Source organism: Parageobacillus sp. VR-IP (assembly GCF_013357975.1).
Classification (GTDB): domain Bacteria; phylum Bacillota; class Bacilli; order Bacillales; family Anoxybacillaceae; genus Saccharococcus; species Saccharococcus caldoxylosilyticus.
The window spans coordinates 745,869-762,765 of record NZ_JABVYQ010000001.1 but is presented as its reverse complement, the minus strand read 5'-3'; the positions used below and the strand labels follow the sequence as shown (position 1 = coordinate 762,765).

General features: G+C 44.3%; 18 protein-coding genes and 1 riboswitch. Of the genes, 4 read left to right on the top strand and 14 right to left on the bottom strand.

Annotated elements, in window-relative coordinates; translation table 11 throughout:
* Window positions 1-24: 24 nt before the first annotated feature.
* The gene (locus tag HT574_RS04005; RefSeq protein ID WP_175243541.1) at window positions 25-507 is read right to left on the bottom strand and encodes a PaaI family thioesterase; all 483 of its coding nucleotides are present in this window, start codon (window positions 505-507) and stop codon (window positions 25-27) included.
* A 114-nt stretch (window positions 508-621) separates the two neighbouring features.
* Here HT574_RS04005 and HT574_RS04000 point away from each other — a divergent pair, with 114 nt between their 5' ends.
* Window positions 622-1,665 (top strand): AbrB family transcriptional regulator, encoded by a 1,044-nt coding sequence (locus HT574_RS04000; RefSeq protein ID WP_042410301.1) that lies wholly within the window; start codon window positions 622-624, stop codon window positions 1,663-1,665.
* Window positions 1,666-1,706: 41 nt separating this feature from the next.
* On the opposite strand, the gene HT574_RS03995 is transcribed toward HT574_RS04000, so the two are convergent.
* The 7 genes from HT574_RS03995 to HT574_RS03965 form a co-directional block, all read right to left on the bottom strand.
* Window positions 1,707-2,090, bottom strand: a complete 384-nt coding sequence (locus HT574_RS03995) for a VOC family protein (protein ID WP_175243540.1) — start codon at window positions 2,088-2,090, stop codon at window positions 1,707-1,709.
* Window positions 2,091-2,118: 28 nt separating this feature from the next.
* Complete coding sequence (locus HT574_RS03990; protein ID WP_042410306.1) at window positions 2,119-2,451, bottom strand: hypothetical protein; 333 nt, start codon at window positions 2,449-2,451, stop codon at window positions 2,119-2,121.
* A 77-nt stretch (window positions 2,452-2,528) separates the two neighbouring features.
* A riboswitch (SAM riboswitch) is annotated at window positions 2,529-2,633 on the bottom strand.
* Between the two features lie 110 nt (window positions 2,634-2,743).
* Window positions 2,744-4,531, bottom strand: coding sequence for an oligopeptide ABC transporter substrate-binding protein (gene opp4A, locus HT574_RS03985; RefSeq protein WP_175243539.1), 1,788 nt, complete (start codon window positions 4,529-4,531; stop codon window positions 2,744-2,746).
* Between the two features lie 14 nt (window positions 4,532-4,545).
* A complete protein-coding gene (locus HT574_RS03980) occupies window positions 4,546-5,454 on the bottom strand; it encodes an ABC transporter permease (RefSeq protein ID WP_175243788.1) in 909 nt (302 codons plus the stop codon).
* Between the two features lie 20 nt (window positions 5,455-5,474).
* Window positions 5,475-6,443 (bottom strand): oligopeptide ABC transporter permease, encoded by a 969-nt coding sequence (gene opp4B, locus HT574_RS03975; protein WP_175243538.1) that lies wholly within the window; start codon window positions 6,441-6,443, stop codon window positions 5,475-5,477.
* Between the two features lie 18 nt (window positions 6,444-6,461).
* Complete coding sequence (locus HT574_RS03970) at window positions 6,462-7,388, bottom strand: ABC transporter ATP-binding protein (RefSeq protein WP_017436184.1); 927 nt, start codon at window positions 7,386-7,388, stop codon at window positions 6,462-6,464.
* Window positions 7,375-8,397, bottom strand: a complete 1,023-nt coding sequence (locus HT574_RS03965; RefSeq protein WP_175243537.1) for an ABC transporter ATP-binding protein — start codon at window positions 8,395-8,397, stop codon at window positions 7,375-7,377. The genes HT574_RS03970 and HT574_RS03965 overlap by 14 nt, the downstream gene beginning before the upstream one ends.
* Before the next feature lie 336 nt (window positions 8,398-8,733).
* Between HT574_RS03965 and HT574_RS03960 the strand changes: the two genes are divergently transcribed.
* The gene (locus HT574_RS03960) at window positions 8,734-11,301 is read left to right on the top strand and encodes an EAL domain-containing protein (RefSeq protein ID WP_175243536.1); all 2,568 of its coding nucleotides are present in this window, start codon (window positions 8,734-8,736) and stop codon (window positions 11,299-11,301) included.
* Between the two features lie 261 nt (window positions 11,302-11,562).
* Here HT574_RS03960 and glpK read toward each other — a convergent pair whose 3' ends face one another.
* From glpK to HT574_RS03940, 4 genes are all read right to left on the bottom strand, one after another.
* Window positions 11,563-13,053 carry a glycerol kinase GlpK gene (glpK, locus tag HT574_RS03955; protein ID WP_175243535.1) on the bottom strand — a complete coding sequence of 497 codons (1,491 nt, stop codon included), beginning with the start codon at window positions 13,051-13,053 and terminating at the stop codon, window positions 11,563-11,565.
* Window positions 13,054-13,072: 19 nt separating this feature from the next.
* Complete coding sequence (locus tag HT574_RS03950) at window positions 13,073-13,900, bottom strand: MIP/aquaporin family protein (RefSeq protein ID WP_175243534.1); 828 nt, start codon at window positions 13,898-13,900, stop codon at window positions 13,073-13,075.
* A 233-nt stretch (window positions 13,901-14,133) separates the two neighbouring features.
* On the bottom strand, window positions 14,134-14,544 hold the full coding sequence (locus tag HT574_RS03945; protein WP_042410324.1) for a sporulation protein: 411 nt from the start codon (window positions 14,542-14,544) through the stop codon (window positions 14,134-14,136).
* Window positions 14,545-14,758: 214 nt separating this feature from the next.
* Complete coding sequence (locus HT574_RS03940) at window positions 14,759-15,010, bottom strand: hypothetical protein (RefSeq protein WP_017436190.1); 252 nt, start codon at window positions 15,008-15,010, stop codon at window positions 14,759-14,761.
* Window positions 15,011-15,340: 330 nt separating this feature from the next.
* Here HT574_RS03940 and cspD point away from each other — a divergent pair, with 330 nt between their 5' ends.
* Both cspD and HT574_RS03930 read left to right on the top strand, forming a co-directional pair.
* Complete coding sequence (gene cspD / locus HT574_RS03935; RefSeq protein ID WP_003251474.1) at window positions 15,341-15,541, top strand: cold-shock protein CspD; 201 nt, start codon at window positions 15,341-15,343, stop codon at window positions 15,539-15,541.
* A 139-nt stretch (window positions 15,542-15,680) separates the two neighbouring features.
* The gene (locus HT574_RS03930) at window positions 15,681-15,947 is read left to right on the top strand and encodes a DUF2564 family protein (protein ID WP_052510042.1); all 267 of its coding nucleotides are present in this window, start codon (window positions 15,681-15,683) and stop codon (window positions 15,945-15,947) included.
* A 53-nt stretch (window positions 15,948-16,000) separates the two neighbouring features.
* Here HT574_RS03930 and HT574_RS03925 read toward each other — a convergent pair whose 3' ends face one another.
* Window positions 16,001-16,219, bottom strand: coding sequence for a zinc-finger domain-containing protein (locus tag HT574_RS03925; RefSeq protein ID WP_175243533.1), 219 nt, complete (start codon window positions 16,217-16,219; stop codon window positions 16,001-16,003).
* Window positions 16,220-16,226: 7 nt separating this feature from the next.
* Window positions 16,227-16,892, bottom strand: a complete 666-nt coding sequence (locus HT574_RS03920) for a ribonuclease H family protein (RefSeq protein WP_175243532.1) — start codon at window positions 16,890-16,892, stop codon at window positions 16,227-16,229.
* Between the last annotated feature and the right edge of the window lie 5 nt (window positions 16,893-16,897).

Sequence of the window (16,897 nt, the reverse complement as noted above, 5' to 3'; positions counted from 1 at the left end):
TGCTTTTTGTTTGCGATGGATGCGTTATTTTTGCCCAAACGTCTTTGGCATCACGACCGCCACGACTTCCCCGTGCGCGCAAAGTTCTCCGCCGGCGAATACTTCCGTATCTACTTTCCACTTTTTCGGATGGATTTCTTCGACCGTGCCGATTGCTTTTAACGGAACTCCGTGCGGCGTCGGCTTGACAAACTCCACCTTCAGCGAAGCGGTGACAAAACGCGGCGGAGCCTCGCCGTCACCAGGTTCATGACCGTTTTTGCGATGCAGCGCCAGCGCGGCCGAACCCGTTCCGTGGCAGTCGATCAGCGAGGCGATCAATCCGCCATACACGAAGCCGGGAATGGCGATATGCTCAGGACGCGGCGTATAAATCGTGACCGTTTTCTCCCCTTGCCACCCAGTGCGGAAATGGTGGCCGTGCTCATTCATCCGCCCGCATCCGTAGCACCAGGCAAATTCCTCTGGGTATTCGTCTTGAATCGCATGTTTTACTTGTTCTTCCATGGTTTCTCCCACCCCTTTCCTTTTTAGTATATCACATGAGCATATCGCTTCCTTTTCCTTTTATTTTCCTTTACAATAGTAATAGTTTTACAGAGAATGGAAGTGATTACAGCAATGAAAGTGCTTGAAACATATATCGTCGCAGGACTGACCGGTTTGCTGTTTTATCATCTCCATTCCCCAATTCCGTGGATGCTCGGGGCCATTACCGGAATGCTTGTTTGGAAAACGGTCATCAAGCGCCAAGTAGCGGCGCCAAAGGCGTTGTCCAATAGCGGATTGATTGTATTAGGCACCTACTTTGGACTATCGTTTACAAAAGAGACGCTGTTAACAATTGCCCCATATATTGTTCCGTTTCTAGCCGTCGCTGTATTGTTGATTGTGATCAATATTATGAACAGCATTGCAGTGACAAAATGGACACATATTGATAAAGTGACAAGCGTGTTTGCATCGGTTCCGGGCGGGTTGTCGGAAATGGTGGCTGCCAGTGAATCGTTAAACGCCAATACTGCTTTAGTGACGATTTTTCAAACGATTCGTTTGTTAACGGTCGTTTTTCTTGTGCCAACGGTCGTTGTCCATTGGTTGAGCGGAGATGCGTCGTCAGGGAGCACAACCGCTCAGGCGGCAGCTGCTTCTTTCGATGGTCATTACGCTTGGTTTTTGTTAAGCATTTTCGGTGCTCTTCTTTTACGAAACATCATTCCGGCGGCATACGTCGTTGGACCGCTTGCCGTAACAGCAGTGATGCATGTGGCCGGGGTGAACTTACCGTCACTGCCTGCATGGTTGATTATTTTGGCGCAAATTAGCGTCGGAATGAACATGGGGGACCGCATTACGTTAGAAGATATTAAGCTTGGCGGAAAATTTAGCTGGGTGTATTTCTTGCTTGCGCTGGTATTAATTGCTCTATCGTTCGGATGTGGCTATGTATTTGCGAAATTAACGGATCTTCCGCTGTCGACTGCGCTGCTGAGCCTCGCCCCAGGCGGACTTGTGGAAATGGTATTAACGGCGCAAACGGTCGGAGGGGATCCCGCAATTGTCAGCTCCTTACAATTTATGCGCCTTCTTCTTGTCATTATCGTCGTACCGAACGTGTTGAAATGGGTATTTCGAAAATTCCCATATATCGCCGAAACGTCATGAAAAAACCGCTCTGTTCGAAGCTAAAACAGAGCGGTTCATTTTTACTTGGCTGGTTCGTAAAATTCGATCCATTCTCCATCTGGTCCAAGGAAAAACAAATATTTTGCCCCGTTTGGCAGCGTCGTAATTTCTTCCCATACAAGCGAAACTCCGATGGATTGCAGCCGTTCTTTTTCTTGTTCAATTCCTTCAACGGTAAAGGCGACGTGATGCACTTTTCCTTCCGTCGGCAAATTCGGATTATATCCCTCGATCAATTCGACAATGACCGAGCCATTCAATCCTAAAAACGACAGCTTCATCGAACCGTTTGTATGGGTCATTTCGCTTAGCAATTCCAAACCGACTACCTCTTGATAAAATTTTTTCGATGCTTCGATGTCTTTTACTTGAATGCCGACATGTTCAAATTTTTTTACTGCCATTTTTGTTCTCTCCCTTTCTATCACCTTTTTAAACTTGCGAAAATACGGCCCGCAAATATGGGGTCATATGTACCAATGAAATTCCTTTTGCCGCCAGTTGGCCAAAAATATAGCGGTCAAGCGCATAAGGACCAGCGGCTTTCCATTCTTCCACTTCTGCAAGCGTCAGAAGAAGCGAAAACATCTTCCCTTGCGTGTATCCGTATAGATGGAAAACATTTTGGCTGCAATCAAAATGAATCGCTGCCTGTCGGTCAAACTGCAAAAGCTGTTTTTGGACACAACGGGCGACATGGGAAGCAAACGACGTTGCCGTTAAGTGAGCCGCCATATAGCTGCGAAGCGAATCTTCTTCCCTCACTCGACATTCCCTACCTCCTTCTTTGTTTTGTACATAAAAACCCCTTTCGCTATGAATGATGCGAAAGGGGTCAGCCGCTCTTATCATCCAAAGCGAAACCGCTTTGCGGGTAGGAGCACCTTGCAAAACGCAGGTTGCTGTGGAGTCATCGAGCCCGGTCTCTCGTCCACTCTTGATAAGACTGTATGTAATTTTCCTCTATCTTACCACGGTATCTTAATGATGACAATCATTTTTTGTTTTTTTACAAGGGAAAGAAGGAGAGCAAAGGAATCTCCTTCTTTCCGATTTATTATTGCGCTACTTCCGGCTGTTCCGAAGTAACAGCGACGTCTTTCCATGTCAATTTCGAACTAGGGTCAACCGTAAAGTTTTTCACACGATTGTTTACCGCATAAATAATTGAGCGGTACAGCGTCGGGATGACAGGTACTTCTTCATTCATTAACGCTTGCCATTCGTTGTAAATTTTCTTGCGGTATTCTTTATCAAACGCTTGCTCGGAATGGCCTTTTTCTAATAATTCATCATTTTTCTCGTTTACCCAACGAGAGTAGTTGAACATGACGTTGCGGCCATATAATCCATACGGGTCCACATCGGTTCCTGTGTACCATGCCGCGGCGAACACATCGACTTTCGGGTTATCTTTTTCAACCATGTCATAGAACGAGTTGAATTCCGCCAAGCGGCCATCAACCAGTTGCACATTCAAACCGACGTCTTTCCAGCATTGCATGTAAAATTTCGCCAGCGGTTCGGCAATATCCCCGCCGCTCATTGACAGGAAGTTAATCGTAAACTTCTTGCCGTTTGGATCTTCACGGAAGCCGTCGCCGTCGACATCTTTATATCCGGCTTCATCCAGCAATTTTTTCGCCTTTTCTGGATCATACGTGTACCCTTTTGCGTTTTTGTCATGATATCCAGGGAAAGATGGTGGAATTAACGTTGTCGCCGGGAAGCGCAAGCCGTGATATAGTCTGTCTGCCACTTCCTTGTTATTAATCGCATACGCCATCGCCTGGCGAAGCTTTTTGTTTTGGAACTTCGGATTATCCATCACGTTTTCTTGCTTTTTCGCATCCCAATGGCCAAGTTTAAACCCAATGTAATTGTAAGCTAAATCAATTTTACCAACAAATTGAATGTTTTTTGTCCCTTTCGCGCTGACATATTGATCTGTCGGGAATTCGGCAATGTCAATTTCTCCTTTTTTAAGCGCCTGCAGCACAACTTGCGGGCTGACTACCTTCAAGATAACACCTTTTAAGTTCGGCCTTCCGGCCCAGTAATCGTCGTTGCGAACAAATTCAACCGATTCGCCTGGAACGATCTTTTTCACTTTAAATGGACCAAAGCCAATTGGATGTTTGCGGATCTTATCCGATTTCGCCAAATCTTTAATCGGCACATCTTTTAAATAATGTTTCGGAAGCGGATATGCCCAAATGCCTGTTAGTACAGATGGATTGGCATGTTTCCATGTAATGGTTAATGTTTTATCGTCAATGACTTTAATTCCGGAAATTTTGTCCGCTTTCCCGCTATGGTATTCGTCCATGCCGACGATATCCTGGATGAGCGCATCTCCGTAGCGGACGCCCGTATAATCTTTATTGCCGATGACTAAGTAGGCATATTCTAAATCTTCCGCTTTGACCGGTTCGCCATCATGCCATCTGACATTATCTTTAATTTTGATCGTCATCGTTTTTTTGTCAGCAGAAAGTTGGTATGTCGCCGCACCGTCGTTCGTAATTTCATAGTCTCCGTTTGTACGGAAGAGTGATTCATCGAAAAATTGCAAAATTTCCGAATCGTATGTTCCTGTATATAACGCGTAGTTCAACGTTCCTTCAAATGGTGTATCGGATACTAATCCGTATTTTAATACACCATCTACGATTTTCCCATCATTTTTGACGGTCATTGGGAATTTGTTAATGTCTTCCTTTTGTGCCGTTGGTTTATTCTTGTTGTCTTTGTTGTTGCTTGTGGAGTTGCTGCTGCACGCCGTTAATCCTAGCAAAAGAACGACGAGCACCACCAAAAACCTCCATTGCCATGTTTTTCTCACTTTTTTCTCCCCCTTTATCCTAATCGTTGTCTTGCATCCGCCGCGCGTTTTAACGCTTGGCCGATAAAGTTTATACACAACATCATTACTAAAATAAGCAATGATGCTGGTAACCATACCCACCATTTGTTTTGCAAAACATCCGGATTCATCGCATAGCTGACAAGCGTTCCCAAACTTGGCGTGCTTTCCGGCAGTCCAAATCCTAAATAGCTTAAGCCTGATTCAATTCCAATATTCCCGGCAAGGTTTAATGTTAAGTTTACGATAATGATCGAACTTAAGTTAGGTAAAATTTGAAAGACAATAATTTTCCAATCCGGCGTACCGAGCGTTTTCGATGCACTGACGTAGTCCAATTCCCTCTCTGCCAGCGTTTTCGCCCGAATCAGCCGCGCCTTCCCTGTCCATAAAAAGGCACTCATAATAAGAATAAACGTGAAAATATTATATTTAGGCACAATCGCCACAAATACAATCACTAGCATTAAAAATGGCAACACCAAGATAAAATCGATAATACGCATGATAATATTATCAATAACTCCTCCAAAATATCCGGCAATCAAGCCAACGGTAAGCCCAATCAAACCGGTGATCAGCGTAATCGCCAAACCAATGGTAAATGAGTTTCTTGCACCGATGATAAGCTGCCCAAAAATATCCCTGCCCCCATAATCCGTACCAAGCCAATGCTCTGCTGACGGTGGAGAGTAAATGGATAATAGGTCCACTTTGACAATTTCATCTTGGTCTAATAATACCGAAGCACCATATACAACAATCAAAATCAAGGAAAGAAGAATGAGAGAACCGAGAGCTAACTTATCCTTCACCAATTCACGCCACATAATCGAGAGGCTTGAAGGGCTTTTTTCATTTGGCGTATGAATAGATTGTGGATCGCCTAGTTCTGCTTTCATCATTGTGTCCCCCCATTCCATTACTCAATGCGAATACGTGGATCAACAGCGCTTAAAATAATGTCGGACAAAAGCGTCCCAATTAAGGTTGCAAGACCAGAAATCATCACAAGCGCGGTAACAACACTGTAATCCCGCTGCAAAATCGATTGCAAAAACAATTGTCCAATCCCTGGATAACTAAAAATAGATTCGAGAAAGATCGATCCACCGATTAATCCTGTAATCTCATATCCTAAGAAAGCAGCAATTGGCAAAAATGAATTTCGCAAAATATGACGCCAATAAATGCTTGATTCTGGCACTCCTTTTGCACGCGCGGTTTTAACAAAGTCCTTCACCTTTGTATCGATAATTTCACTGCGCAAATATTGAATCGTCCCAACGGTATTGATCAGCGCTCCAGACAAAGCCGGAAGCAGAAGATGGTTCAGCTTGCTTAAATAATAGGCAAACGTTCCTTTTTCCACTTGAATATCAACGCTTCCTCCCGTCGGAAACCACCCTAATTTAAACCCGAAAATAAACAACATGATTAACGCAAAAATAAATAACGGTGTGGCAAAGCTGACGTAGCTGTATCCAACGATTAACTTATCCGCCCAAGAGTCGGTCCATCTTCCCGAAACAATTCCCAAGGGAATCGCGATCATATACGTTAATATTAAAATCGCAGCCGATAGCAAAATTGTATTCCAAATTCGCCCAGCTAATAAATCGTTGACAGGCTGCTGATGAGTATAGGAAATACCAAGATCTCCATGCAACAAGTTTTTCATCCAACGCATATATTGAACATGTACCGGATCATTAAGTCCGAGCTTTTCTTTCATTTCCGCTAACGTTTGCGCGTCTATTTTTGGATTGCTCGCCAACTGTCCTGTCAGTGCATCCCCTGGCATCGCCTTTGCCAGCAAAAATACGAGAACACTTAAAATAAATAGTTGCGGAATCATCATCATGATTCGCCGCAATATAAATTTCAGCATCGTGTCGCCTTCCTCTCTTTACGGAATCGCAACGGAATGCGTCTCAGAGATTTTCTTTAACGGGTACACCCTGCCCTCATCATCAAAGTAGCGATGGTACGACTGTTTATACTCCCTTTCAACTTCTTCGCGAAGCTGAAACTGCTGTCTTCTTTGCCGCGGGTCCGCGTTTGGAATTGCCGAAAGGAGACGCTTTGTATAAATGTGCTGCGGATGATGGAAAATTTCTTCGCACGTTCCTTCTTCGACAAATCTGCCGCGGTACATAATACCGATGCGGTCACACATATGGCGGATAATGCCTAAGTCATGGCTAATAAATAAATATGTAAGCTGAAACTCTTTTTGAATCTCTTTCATAAAATTCAACACTTGCGCCTGCACCGATACATCCAATGCGGACACTGGCTCATCAGCAATGATGAGCTTTGGATTGAGTGTAAGCGCTCGTGCAATGCCAATACGTTGCCGCTGTCCTCCGGAAAACTCATGTGGATATTTATAAATCGACTCTGGATTCAATCCTACTCTCTCGATAAAATATTGCACTTTCCGTTTTTCTTCTTGCGGCGACAATTTTTCAAAATTGCGAATCGGTTCAGCAATAATATCGAGCACACGTTTGCGCGGATTGAGCGAGGAATACGGGTCTTGAAAGATCATTTGAATGTCTTTTCGGTACGGGTAAAACTGCCGTCGGCTTAGTTTCGTTAAATCGGTGCCTTCCAGTAAAATTTCACCTGCTGTTGCTTTAATGAGCCCGATAATCGTACGCCCCGTCGTCGTTTTTCCGCAGCCTGACTCTCCGACAAGTCCATACGTTTCTCCTTGCCTGAGCTCAAAGCTGATATCATCTACCGCCTTCACATAATCAACGATGCGGCGGAAAAAACCTCCACGTACTGGATAATACACTTTTAAATGATTTACTTTAAGAAATGCCATAGCCCACGTCCCCTATATGATCATGTGGAAAGTAGAAATGTTGATAACATGTACAGCGAACCCAATGTCCCGGTTCGACTTCCCGCAAAATCGGATTCGGTTCATGTTTTGACTCGTCAATCCAGCTGATTCGTGATTGGAATCGACAGCCTGTCCGTGGCATCTTTTGTAAGGAAGGAACGATTCCTTGAATGACGTGAAGTTTTTCTTTACGGGTTTGTGCGGACGGAATCGATTGTAATAACGAGCGTGTATACGGATGGAGAGGATGGTGGAATAACGTTTCCACATCTGCTAGTTCAACAATTTCCCCAGCGTACATGACAGCTACGCGATCGGCCATTTCCGCAACTACTCCTAAATCATGAGTAATTAAAATAATGCCGGTTTTCATTTGTTGCTGCAGTTCTTTTAACAGTCCCATAATTTGTGCTTGGATCGTCACATCCAAGGCAGTTGTCGGCTCATCTGCAATAATAAGCGACGGTTCGCAAGCGATTGCGATCGCAATCACCACCCGCTGTCTCATTCCTCCTGAAAGCTCATGAGGATAACGATGATATGTTTTTTCCGGATTCGGAATGCCGACACGTTTTAACAATTCTAACGTGCGCTGCCGTTTTTCCATCGAAGATAATTTCATATGATAGTCCATGCTCTCTTCAATTTGTCGTCCTATCGTCATTAATGGATTAAGTGCTGTTAACGGGTCCTGGAAAATCATTCCGATATCTTTGCCGCGAATTTTATTCAACTGTGGAGTAGATAACGATAATAAATTCGTTCCTTTAAATATAATGCTTCCTTCTAATTTTGTCTTTTGTGGCGGATGCAATCCCATAACTGCCAGTGCCAGCGCGCTTTTTCCGCACCCCGACTCTCCAACAATCGCCACCACTTCATCTTCATTCACCGTAAGGGAAACATCATCAACCGCAGCATAATATTGATCTTGAATTCGAAACGAAACACGTAAATGGTCTATTTCTAAAATTGGTTTTCCGGTCAATGTATTCTCCCCTTTGTTTTTTATTCTAAAAATTGTTACTATATACAATTTTATGATAATATTTTATTACATATTTTTTACAGATTCAATATTTTTTATTGTTTCTTCTTTTTTGTTTTCTTTGATTATTTAGCACATAGTTTTATTTTATAATTACATAGTTACTTGAGGATTTATTGCAAAATAATGGAATATTTCCGTTCATACGTATGATTCGTTTTTTATCCTTTTTCGCCACTATTTCTATTTTTTCGACAAAAGTAGAATGAAACGTGATAATATAGATTATATGATATAGAAAAAACTATCTCGTTCATGATTGGAGAGTTGCTTTATATGTGGAAAGATCAGACGCAAACTCCTTACATTCCGCTTTATTTTTTTATGCCTGCCGTGCAATTTATTTTCGATCCGGACGGTTATATCGTTGATATAAATGATTTTGCCATATCGGCGCTCGGATACAAACGCGACGAGTTAATTGGCGCGTCCCTTTCGATCATCGTTCATCAAGAAGACCAACTCCGCCTGAAACAACAAGTTCGGCTTATCCTTACACATCCAACAGATACGGCCCATACGTTGGAATTGCGAATGGTGACAAAGTCTGGAGACGTATTATTTATGCAAATGAGAATTGGCAAGAGACTGTCTGATCACGGAAATATGCTTTTCCTTGCATCATGCTACAACATGGCGGAGGAAACGTACGCAAAACAGCTGTTAGCGAAACAGAAGCATATTTTAGAGCTGGTCGCCGAATATACACCACTTGAGGAAATTTTAACGGAACTCGTTCAATCGTTGGAAGAAATTTGCCCGTATATCGCCTGTTCGATTTTATTGGCCAATGAAGATGATAACCGGCTTTACCATGGCACCGCTCCCAGTTTGCCGCACGCGTATGTGGACGCGATCAACGGGCTCGAAATCGGCCCGTGCGCCGGGTCGTGCGGTACGGCGGCTTATCGAAAAGAGCTTGTCATCGTCAACGATATCGAGCATGACCCGTTATGGGAAAATTATCGACATCTCGCCCTGCCTCACGGCCTGCGCGCCTGCTGGTCGATTCCGATTTTTTCTTCCAATGGAAACGTCTTGGGAACATTTGCCATCTATCATGACCAGCCGTGTGAACCGCAAGACGAAGACATTGATCTCATTTATACGTTTTCTTCATTGGCCGGAATCGCGATCGAGCATGAGAAAATGAAACAGGCGCTGCAAAAAAATAGGCAAATATATGAGTCGTTATTTCATTATAATCCAGACGCCGTTTTCTCCTTGTATCTTGATGGCTCTTTTTTTGCAGCCAATGAAGCGTGTTCCGTCATCTCCGGATATAGCCGCGACACACTGCTGGCAATGAAAATCTACGATTTGATTGTCGAAGAAGATGTGCCAAAAGCGATAAAGGCATTCCGTGATACAGTGAAAGGGCATTCATGCCATATCGAACTTCGCATTCGCCACCAGTCGGGGAGCCGGCGTTATGTCAGCGTCACGTCTATTCCTATTTTCGTCAATAAAAAAATTATCGGCATTTCTTGCATTGCGAAAGATGTGACAGAACGGACCGAACAAAATGAACAAATTCGGTATATGGCATATTACGACTCGTTGACAGGCCTTCCAAACCGGCGTCGGCTGCAAGAGCTTGTTGGTGATGTGCTTCTCAAAGCGAAAGAAAAGAAAAATCTCGGTGCGATTTTATATATGGATTTAGACGGGTTTAAATATATTAACGATTCGCTCGGGCATCGTACCGGCGATCAAGTGTTGAAAAAAGTAGCAGAGCGATTGCAGGAAAAGGTGAATCAGCGCGGCACCGTCGCTTATATGAGCGGCGACGAATTTATCATTTTATTATCCCCCATCGCTAGAAATGAAGAGGCAGTGCGGACCGCGGAAGAAGTATTGGCGGCCTTTACGGAGCCGTTTCGCGTTGGCCCGCGTGAACTATTTCTTACCTGCAGCATCGGCATCGCTTTTTTCCCAGATCAAAACGCTGATGTAGATACGATCATTAGCTATGCGGATATAGCGACAAACGAAGCGAAGCGAAAAGGAAAAAACGGCTACTATATTTACGATGAGTCGCTTTTGCGGCAGCGGCTGCCCAACATCTTTTTGCTTAACGACCTGCATTATGCGGTGAAGCGGAAAATGAAGCAATTGCACGTTGTATATCAGCCGATTGTCGATATACAACAAAAAAAGCTCTCCGCGATGGAAACGCTCATCCGCTGGCGTCATCTAAACAAAGGAATGATTGCACCAAACAAATTTATTCCGCTCGCTGAGGAAACTGGGCTGATTGTCCCCATCGGCGAATGGACGGTAAGACAGGCATGCAGACAACACGAACGCTGGCGGAAGCAAGGGCTGCCGCCGATTCGCATTGCGGTAAACGTTTCCGTAAAAGAGTTGCACGATCAGCGTTTCGCCGCCCGCATTGAAGAAATTCTAGCAGAAACGAATATGGATCCAGCATGGCTTGAGCTCGAAATTACAGAAAACATTGCTATTTACAACGAAGTGACGATTTTAAATAATTTGCGCCGCCTCAAAGAAATCGGGGTCCGCCTTGCCATCGACGATTTCGGCACCGGATATTCTTCGCTTGCTTATTTAAAACGGCTTGCGATTGATACGGTGAAAATTGATCGTTCGTTTATCGCCGACTGTCCCCACTCCTATTACGGAAGCGTGATTACGAACACGATTATTTCGCTCGCACATCATCTTGGCATGAATGTAGTGGCCGAAGGGGTCGAGCGGACCGAGCAGCTTTCCTATTTGTGCGAGAAAGGCTGCCAAGAAGCGCAGGGTTATTTGTTCCGCCCGCCGGTGTCCGCCGCGGAGGCGACCGATCTGCTTCGCAACGGAATGGTCCATATATGAAAAACGCTTATTATATGAAGAAGAGGGGATCCCAAAAGTAATTGGGATCCCCTCTTCCGAATATAGGCGGTATTAGTATATCTAGGTACAAAACATCTTAGGACGATGTCTTCGTCTACGGGATATTCATGATGCCAACAAATAATGCAGTCTATTTCTTCGAAAATTTTATTTGATTATAATACAAATATGCAGGGAAGAAAGGAAAAACAAAGAAGAGCAACTGCAAAAGATTGATTCCATAGTCTTTTGCATCCTCTCTTATTTAAACGCCATTGCCGCTTTGACTGCTTTTTTCCAGCCCGCATACAATGCTTCTTGTTTCTCTTTTGCCATTTGCGGTTCAAATTGACGTTCTAATTGCCATTGAGATGCAATTTCTTCCCGATCTTTCCAATAGCCGACGGCAAGCCCGGCCAAATAGGCGGCGCCAAGCGCTGTCGTTTCGTTAATGACTGGTCGCTCTACCGGCACGCCGAGTATATCGCTTTGGAACTGCATAAGAAAGTTGTTTTTTACCGCTCCGCCGTCGACGCGCAGTGTTTTCAAGGCAATGCCGGAATCCGCTTCCATCGCCGCCAGCACGTCTTTCGTCTGGTAAGCGAGCGATTCCAATGTCGCGCGAATAAAATGTTCTTTTGTCGTGCCGCGCGTCAACCCAAATACCGCGCCGCGGACATCGCTATCCCAATACGGGGTGCCAAGGCCGACAAATGCCGGTACAACATAAACGCCATCCGTCGAATCGACTTTCTCCGCATACGTTTCACTGTCTGCCGCCTGCTTAATCATGCGGAGCCCATCGCGCAGCCACTGAATCGCTGAGCCGGCGACGAAAATACTGCCTTCAAGCGCATATTCGACTTTTCCATCAATTCCCCAGGCAATTGTGGTTAACAAGCCGTGCTGCGATTGCACCGCTTTTCCGCCTGTATTCATCAACATAAAGCATCCGGTGCCGTACGTGTTTTTCGCCATTCCTTCGGCAAAGCACGCCTGCCCGAACAGCGCCGCCTGCTGGTCGCCCGCCGCCCCGGCAATCGGCACTTCGACGCCGAAGAAATGATATGGAACCGTTTTGGCATACACTTCGGAAGATGGACGCACTTCTGGAAGCATCGACTTTGGAATGCCTAAAATCGTTAAAATTTCTTCATCCCATTGCAACGTGTGAATGTTAAATAACAATGTGCGCGACGCGTTGGAGTAGTCGGTGACGTGGGCGCGGCCGCCAGAAAGCTTCCAAATGAGCCACGTGTCGATCGTACCGAACAATAAATCGCCTTTTTCTGCTTTCTCCCGCGCCCCTTCCACATTGTCTAAAATCCATTTTACTTTTGTTCCGGAAAAATAAGGGTCAATTAATAAACCAGTTTTTTTGCGGAATAAGTCATTATATCCTTGCTGTTTGAGCTGTTCGCAAATGCCAGCCGTCTGCCGCGATTGCCAAACAATGGCATTATAAATCGGCAGCCCCGTATGTTTATCCCATACGACGGTCGTCTCCCGCTGGTTCGTAATGCCGATCGCTGCTACTTGTTCCGGCTTAACTTCCGCCTCAGAAAGGACGCTGGCAATGACGGCTAACACCGAGCCCCAAATTTCATTGGCGTTGTGCTCGACCCAGCCCGGCTTTGGGAAATATTGTGTGAATTCCTTTTGTGCAATATGGACGATTTCTCCTTTTTGATTGAACAATATTGCACGTGAGCTTGTTGTTCCTTGGTCTAGCGACAAAATGTATTGTTCCATCACCAATTCCTCCCCCTGATCACATGAAAGCATTTTTTGGTTTATCATAGCTGCTTGGCGCTTTTCCTTGGCTAATGAATGTAAATGTGAGTACTGCTGCAATAGCAATAAGCACATACCAAAATGCTGCTGTCATTTTTCCTAGAAAGATAGCTTTGTAAAATAAACCGCCAAACGAACCGCCAAGAACCGGTCCAACCACCGGAACCCATGCGTAAGACCAATTGGATGATCCTTTTCCTGGTATCGGAAGCAAAAAATGGGCAATACGCGGTCCTAAATCACGCGCCGGGTTAATGGCATATCCTGTCGTTCCACCAAGTGAAAGACCAATGGCGACAATAAGAAACCCGACGATAAATGGATTTAGTCCATCGGCAAATTTATTGGCGCCGATTGCTAAAATGCCAAGCACTAGTACAAAAGTGCCAATCATTTCGCTTATTAAGTTCGCAAAATAGCTTGGAACAGCTGGACTTGTCGCAAATACGCCAAGTTTTACGCCAGGATCGTCTGTTTCTTTCCAATGAGGCAAATAATGAAGATAAACAATGGCAGCTCCAATCATTGCACCAAGCATTTGTGCAACAATGTATTTTGGCACATCTGCCCATGGAAAGTCGCCGTTAAACGCTAATGCAAGCGTTAGCGCCGGATTTAAATGCGCGCCGCTAAATTGACCAACCGCATAGGCTGCAATTGCAACCCCAAGTCCCCATCCCATTGTAATAACGATCCAACCAGAGTTTTGCGCAAATGACTTTTTTAAGTTTACCCCTGCGCAAACCCCGCCGCCAAAAATAATAAGCAGCGCAGTTCCAACAAGTTCAGCAACAAAGGATGTCATTTGGTTTCCCCCTTGTCTTTTGTTTTTTGTAACTGCCTATCATTCCCATCCCTCCGGAGGAAAACACCAGCTTTTTTGAAAGCAGCTACATTTTTTGGAAACGGATAAGACAAAAACCCACACACTTCCCCTATGAAACGAGGAATATGCGTGGGTCTCCGATTTCTCCGCCACAAACTATTAACTTACTTATAAGATTAATCAGTTTTGTAAGCGTTGTCAATAAATTTGGATTATTTTTCTTTTATTTTTGGCAAAATTTGAATATAGTCGAAATCGAGCGTATCGACCGCATCTTCAATATCAAGGCGGGTGATAAACCGATAAGACAGTCCCGGCTGTGAAGGCGGAAGCGAATCAGGAATGTGATACGAAAACGGGATCTCCTTTCTCTGCCCCGGTTCGATGATAAACGTTTTCGCCACCGGTATCGTCGCAATGACAGCGTCCACTTCCTTGCCGTTATGCAACGTTTTTTGCACTAGCTCCACATCGAGCCTTGTAATCTTTTGTTCCACCGTTCCGCCGTAAATATGCAGCACCCCGTCAATGTATTCCCCAGGCTGCAGCACCGTTTTATTTAAAATCAAATCGACATACGCCGATCCGACTCCTATTCTTGACATCATTTTGCGCAATAGCATCTGTCACACCTCTTGTCCATTTCTCTTTTTCTTTCTCCATATATTACGAAGCAAAGGGAAAGTTTGTTTCGTCTATTTGCCCATAAAAAATAAACAGACTTGTGCCTCATACAGCAAAAGTCTGTTCTAAGAGCGAACAGGCAAAACAAGCTGTCATTACATTATTGATACCGCTTACAGTGAGAATATAACATGATCTTTTGTTTGTCAACCGTTATTCGTACACATTTTCGTTTTCAATAATATAATCAATACGAATAACTGGAATGTCGTTTCTTTCCACCTCGGCGACGATGAGGCCGATGCGGTCATTGTAAATGCAAAACGTTTCTTGCCCTTTACGGAACGCCGTCTCCCCATAAGAAAGCACCATGTTGTAAATTTTATTGTCAGAAAAATAACGCCTACTGACTCGATTTCCTAAACGAACAATCACATCCTTCCCCGCGATTTTTCCGCGGTACATCCGATCCATCCCCCTTTTCGTTCCTACTATTCCAATGTATGGCACTTTTCTTTCATCCATTCTTACTTTTTTCCTTTTATCAAATAATTTTGACAATGCCACAAAAAATCCCTGCTTTTTTTCCTTTTATAACTTTTTTCGGAAATTTCCTTTCTTTTTCTTGACGATGCCTTCCCATTAGTGTATAGTAAAGTCATCACATAACAGAATATATTTCAGGCAGTCAGCATGATTATACACCTTAGATTGCTGTGGGGTATATTTTGTTATTTGATAAAAAATCTTGAAGTTAGCCTGACCGGCTAAAGGTATTAGGAGGAATTCAGTATTATGCAACGTGGTAAAGTAAAATGGTTTAACAATGAAAAAGGTTACGGTTTTATTGAAGTGGAAGGCGGTTCTGACGTATTCGTACACTTCACAGCGATCCAAGGTGAAGGGTTCAAAACGTTGGAAGAAGGTCAAGAAGTTTCTTTTGAAATCGTTCAAGGAAACCGTGGACCTCAAGCTGCTAACGTTGTCAAATTATAAGGCGTTCGTTAATATAAACGAAAGAACGTACGTAATCGAAACCAGTGAGTGCTGAAAGACCGGCGTGGCGCCGGTCTTTTTTGTGTGCGCGCATATTTTCTCTTCTTTCGCGAACACTATCCGCTAGGAGGTGTTGCAAGTGGAACGGGATATCGATATTCATACCGGCTATAACGATATAAAACAGGTAGAAATGTTTGTCGAAACGGCCGAAAAAATGGTCGGGCAAGCAACGATGAGCTTGGACAAGGAGATGCTCGAAGGGGCAAAACAAGCGGTCGAAAATGCCTACGCCCAGCTTTCTCGCGCCCGCGCGCAAGCGACTGGCGTGGATGAAGAGTTTTTCAAACAATGTGAACAGAAACTAGAAAGAGCAGAACATCAATTAAATGAAGCGCTGCGTTAAGCTGCCGGCCATACGAAAAAAAGGGCTTCCGTTTTGTGAAGTCCTTTTTTGTGCTATTTTGTTGAACGCGAAGAAACAGCTAAAAGCATTGCACCGTACTGCCGCATTTTCTCGCCAACCGTGCATTGGTTGATGCAAAACGATTGCGCATAAGTTTTTCCGTATTCTTTGCGAAAGGTGCTTTTTAAAAAACAGCCTTCACAATACGTTTGCTGCAATTCCGTAATTTTGTCTAATATTTCTTTTCGCTTGTTTAGCCTTTTCTCTCTCATTTTCTGTCTACCCTTTCTCCGTAAGTTCCATCATGCTTGTGATCATCTGCCCAGCGAGCGCCTGGCGGGCAAGCTGATCGGCTTCTTTATTTTGCTTTCGCGAAATCGGTTCATAAATCGGTTCAATCCCCAATTCGCTCATCTTTTCTTCGATGCGGTCGAGCCATGCGTTATAATCGTCTTCAAAACACGGCCAATCGCCGGACAGCTGCTTCAAAACAACGTGCGAATCCCCGCGGAAAGTGACTGGCAAATGGTGGACACCGAGCTCCTCAAGCATTTGCATTAAAAACCAAAATGCGGCGTATTCCGCTTCATTGTTGGACCTTAACTCATCAAGCTGGAGGTTGGCGCGCAAACGATATTGCTCATTGTTTTGCTTATAGTAAACGACGACACCGGCCCCACCTTTTGCGGTCGCATGATCAAAGCCACCGTCAAAGTAAGCAATCACATCATGTGGTTCACTTTCCATTTCTTTTAAAAGCTTATTTAACTCTTTTTTCGACCATATCCCACCATGATGGTCGATAAAATGAATTGCTTTCGCCCGTCCGGTTTTTTCGAAATCTTCAGCTAATGCCAGCGCCTCTTCCGCACGGATAAAATCGGAAGTCAGCACCACTTCGCGTTTTTTTGACGCTATATATGTCCACTGGATCCTAACGTCCAAACCAT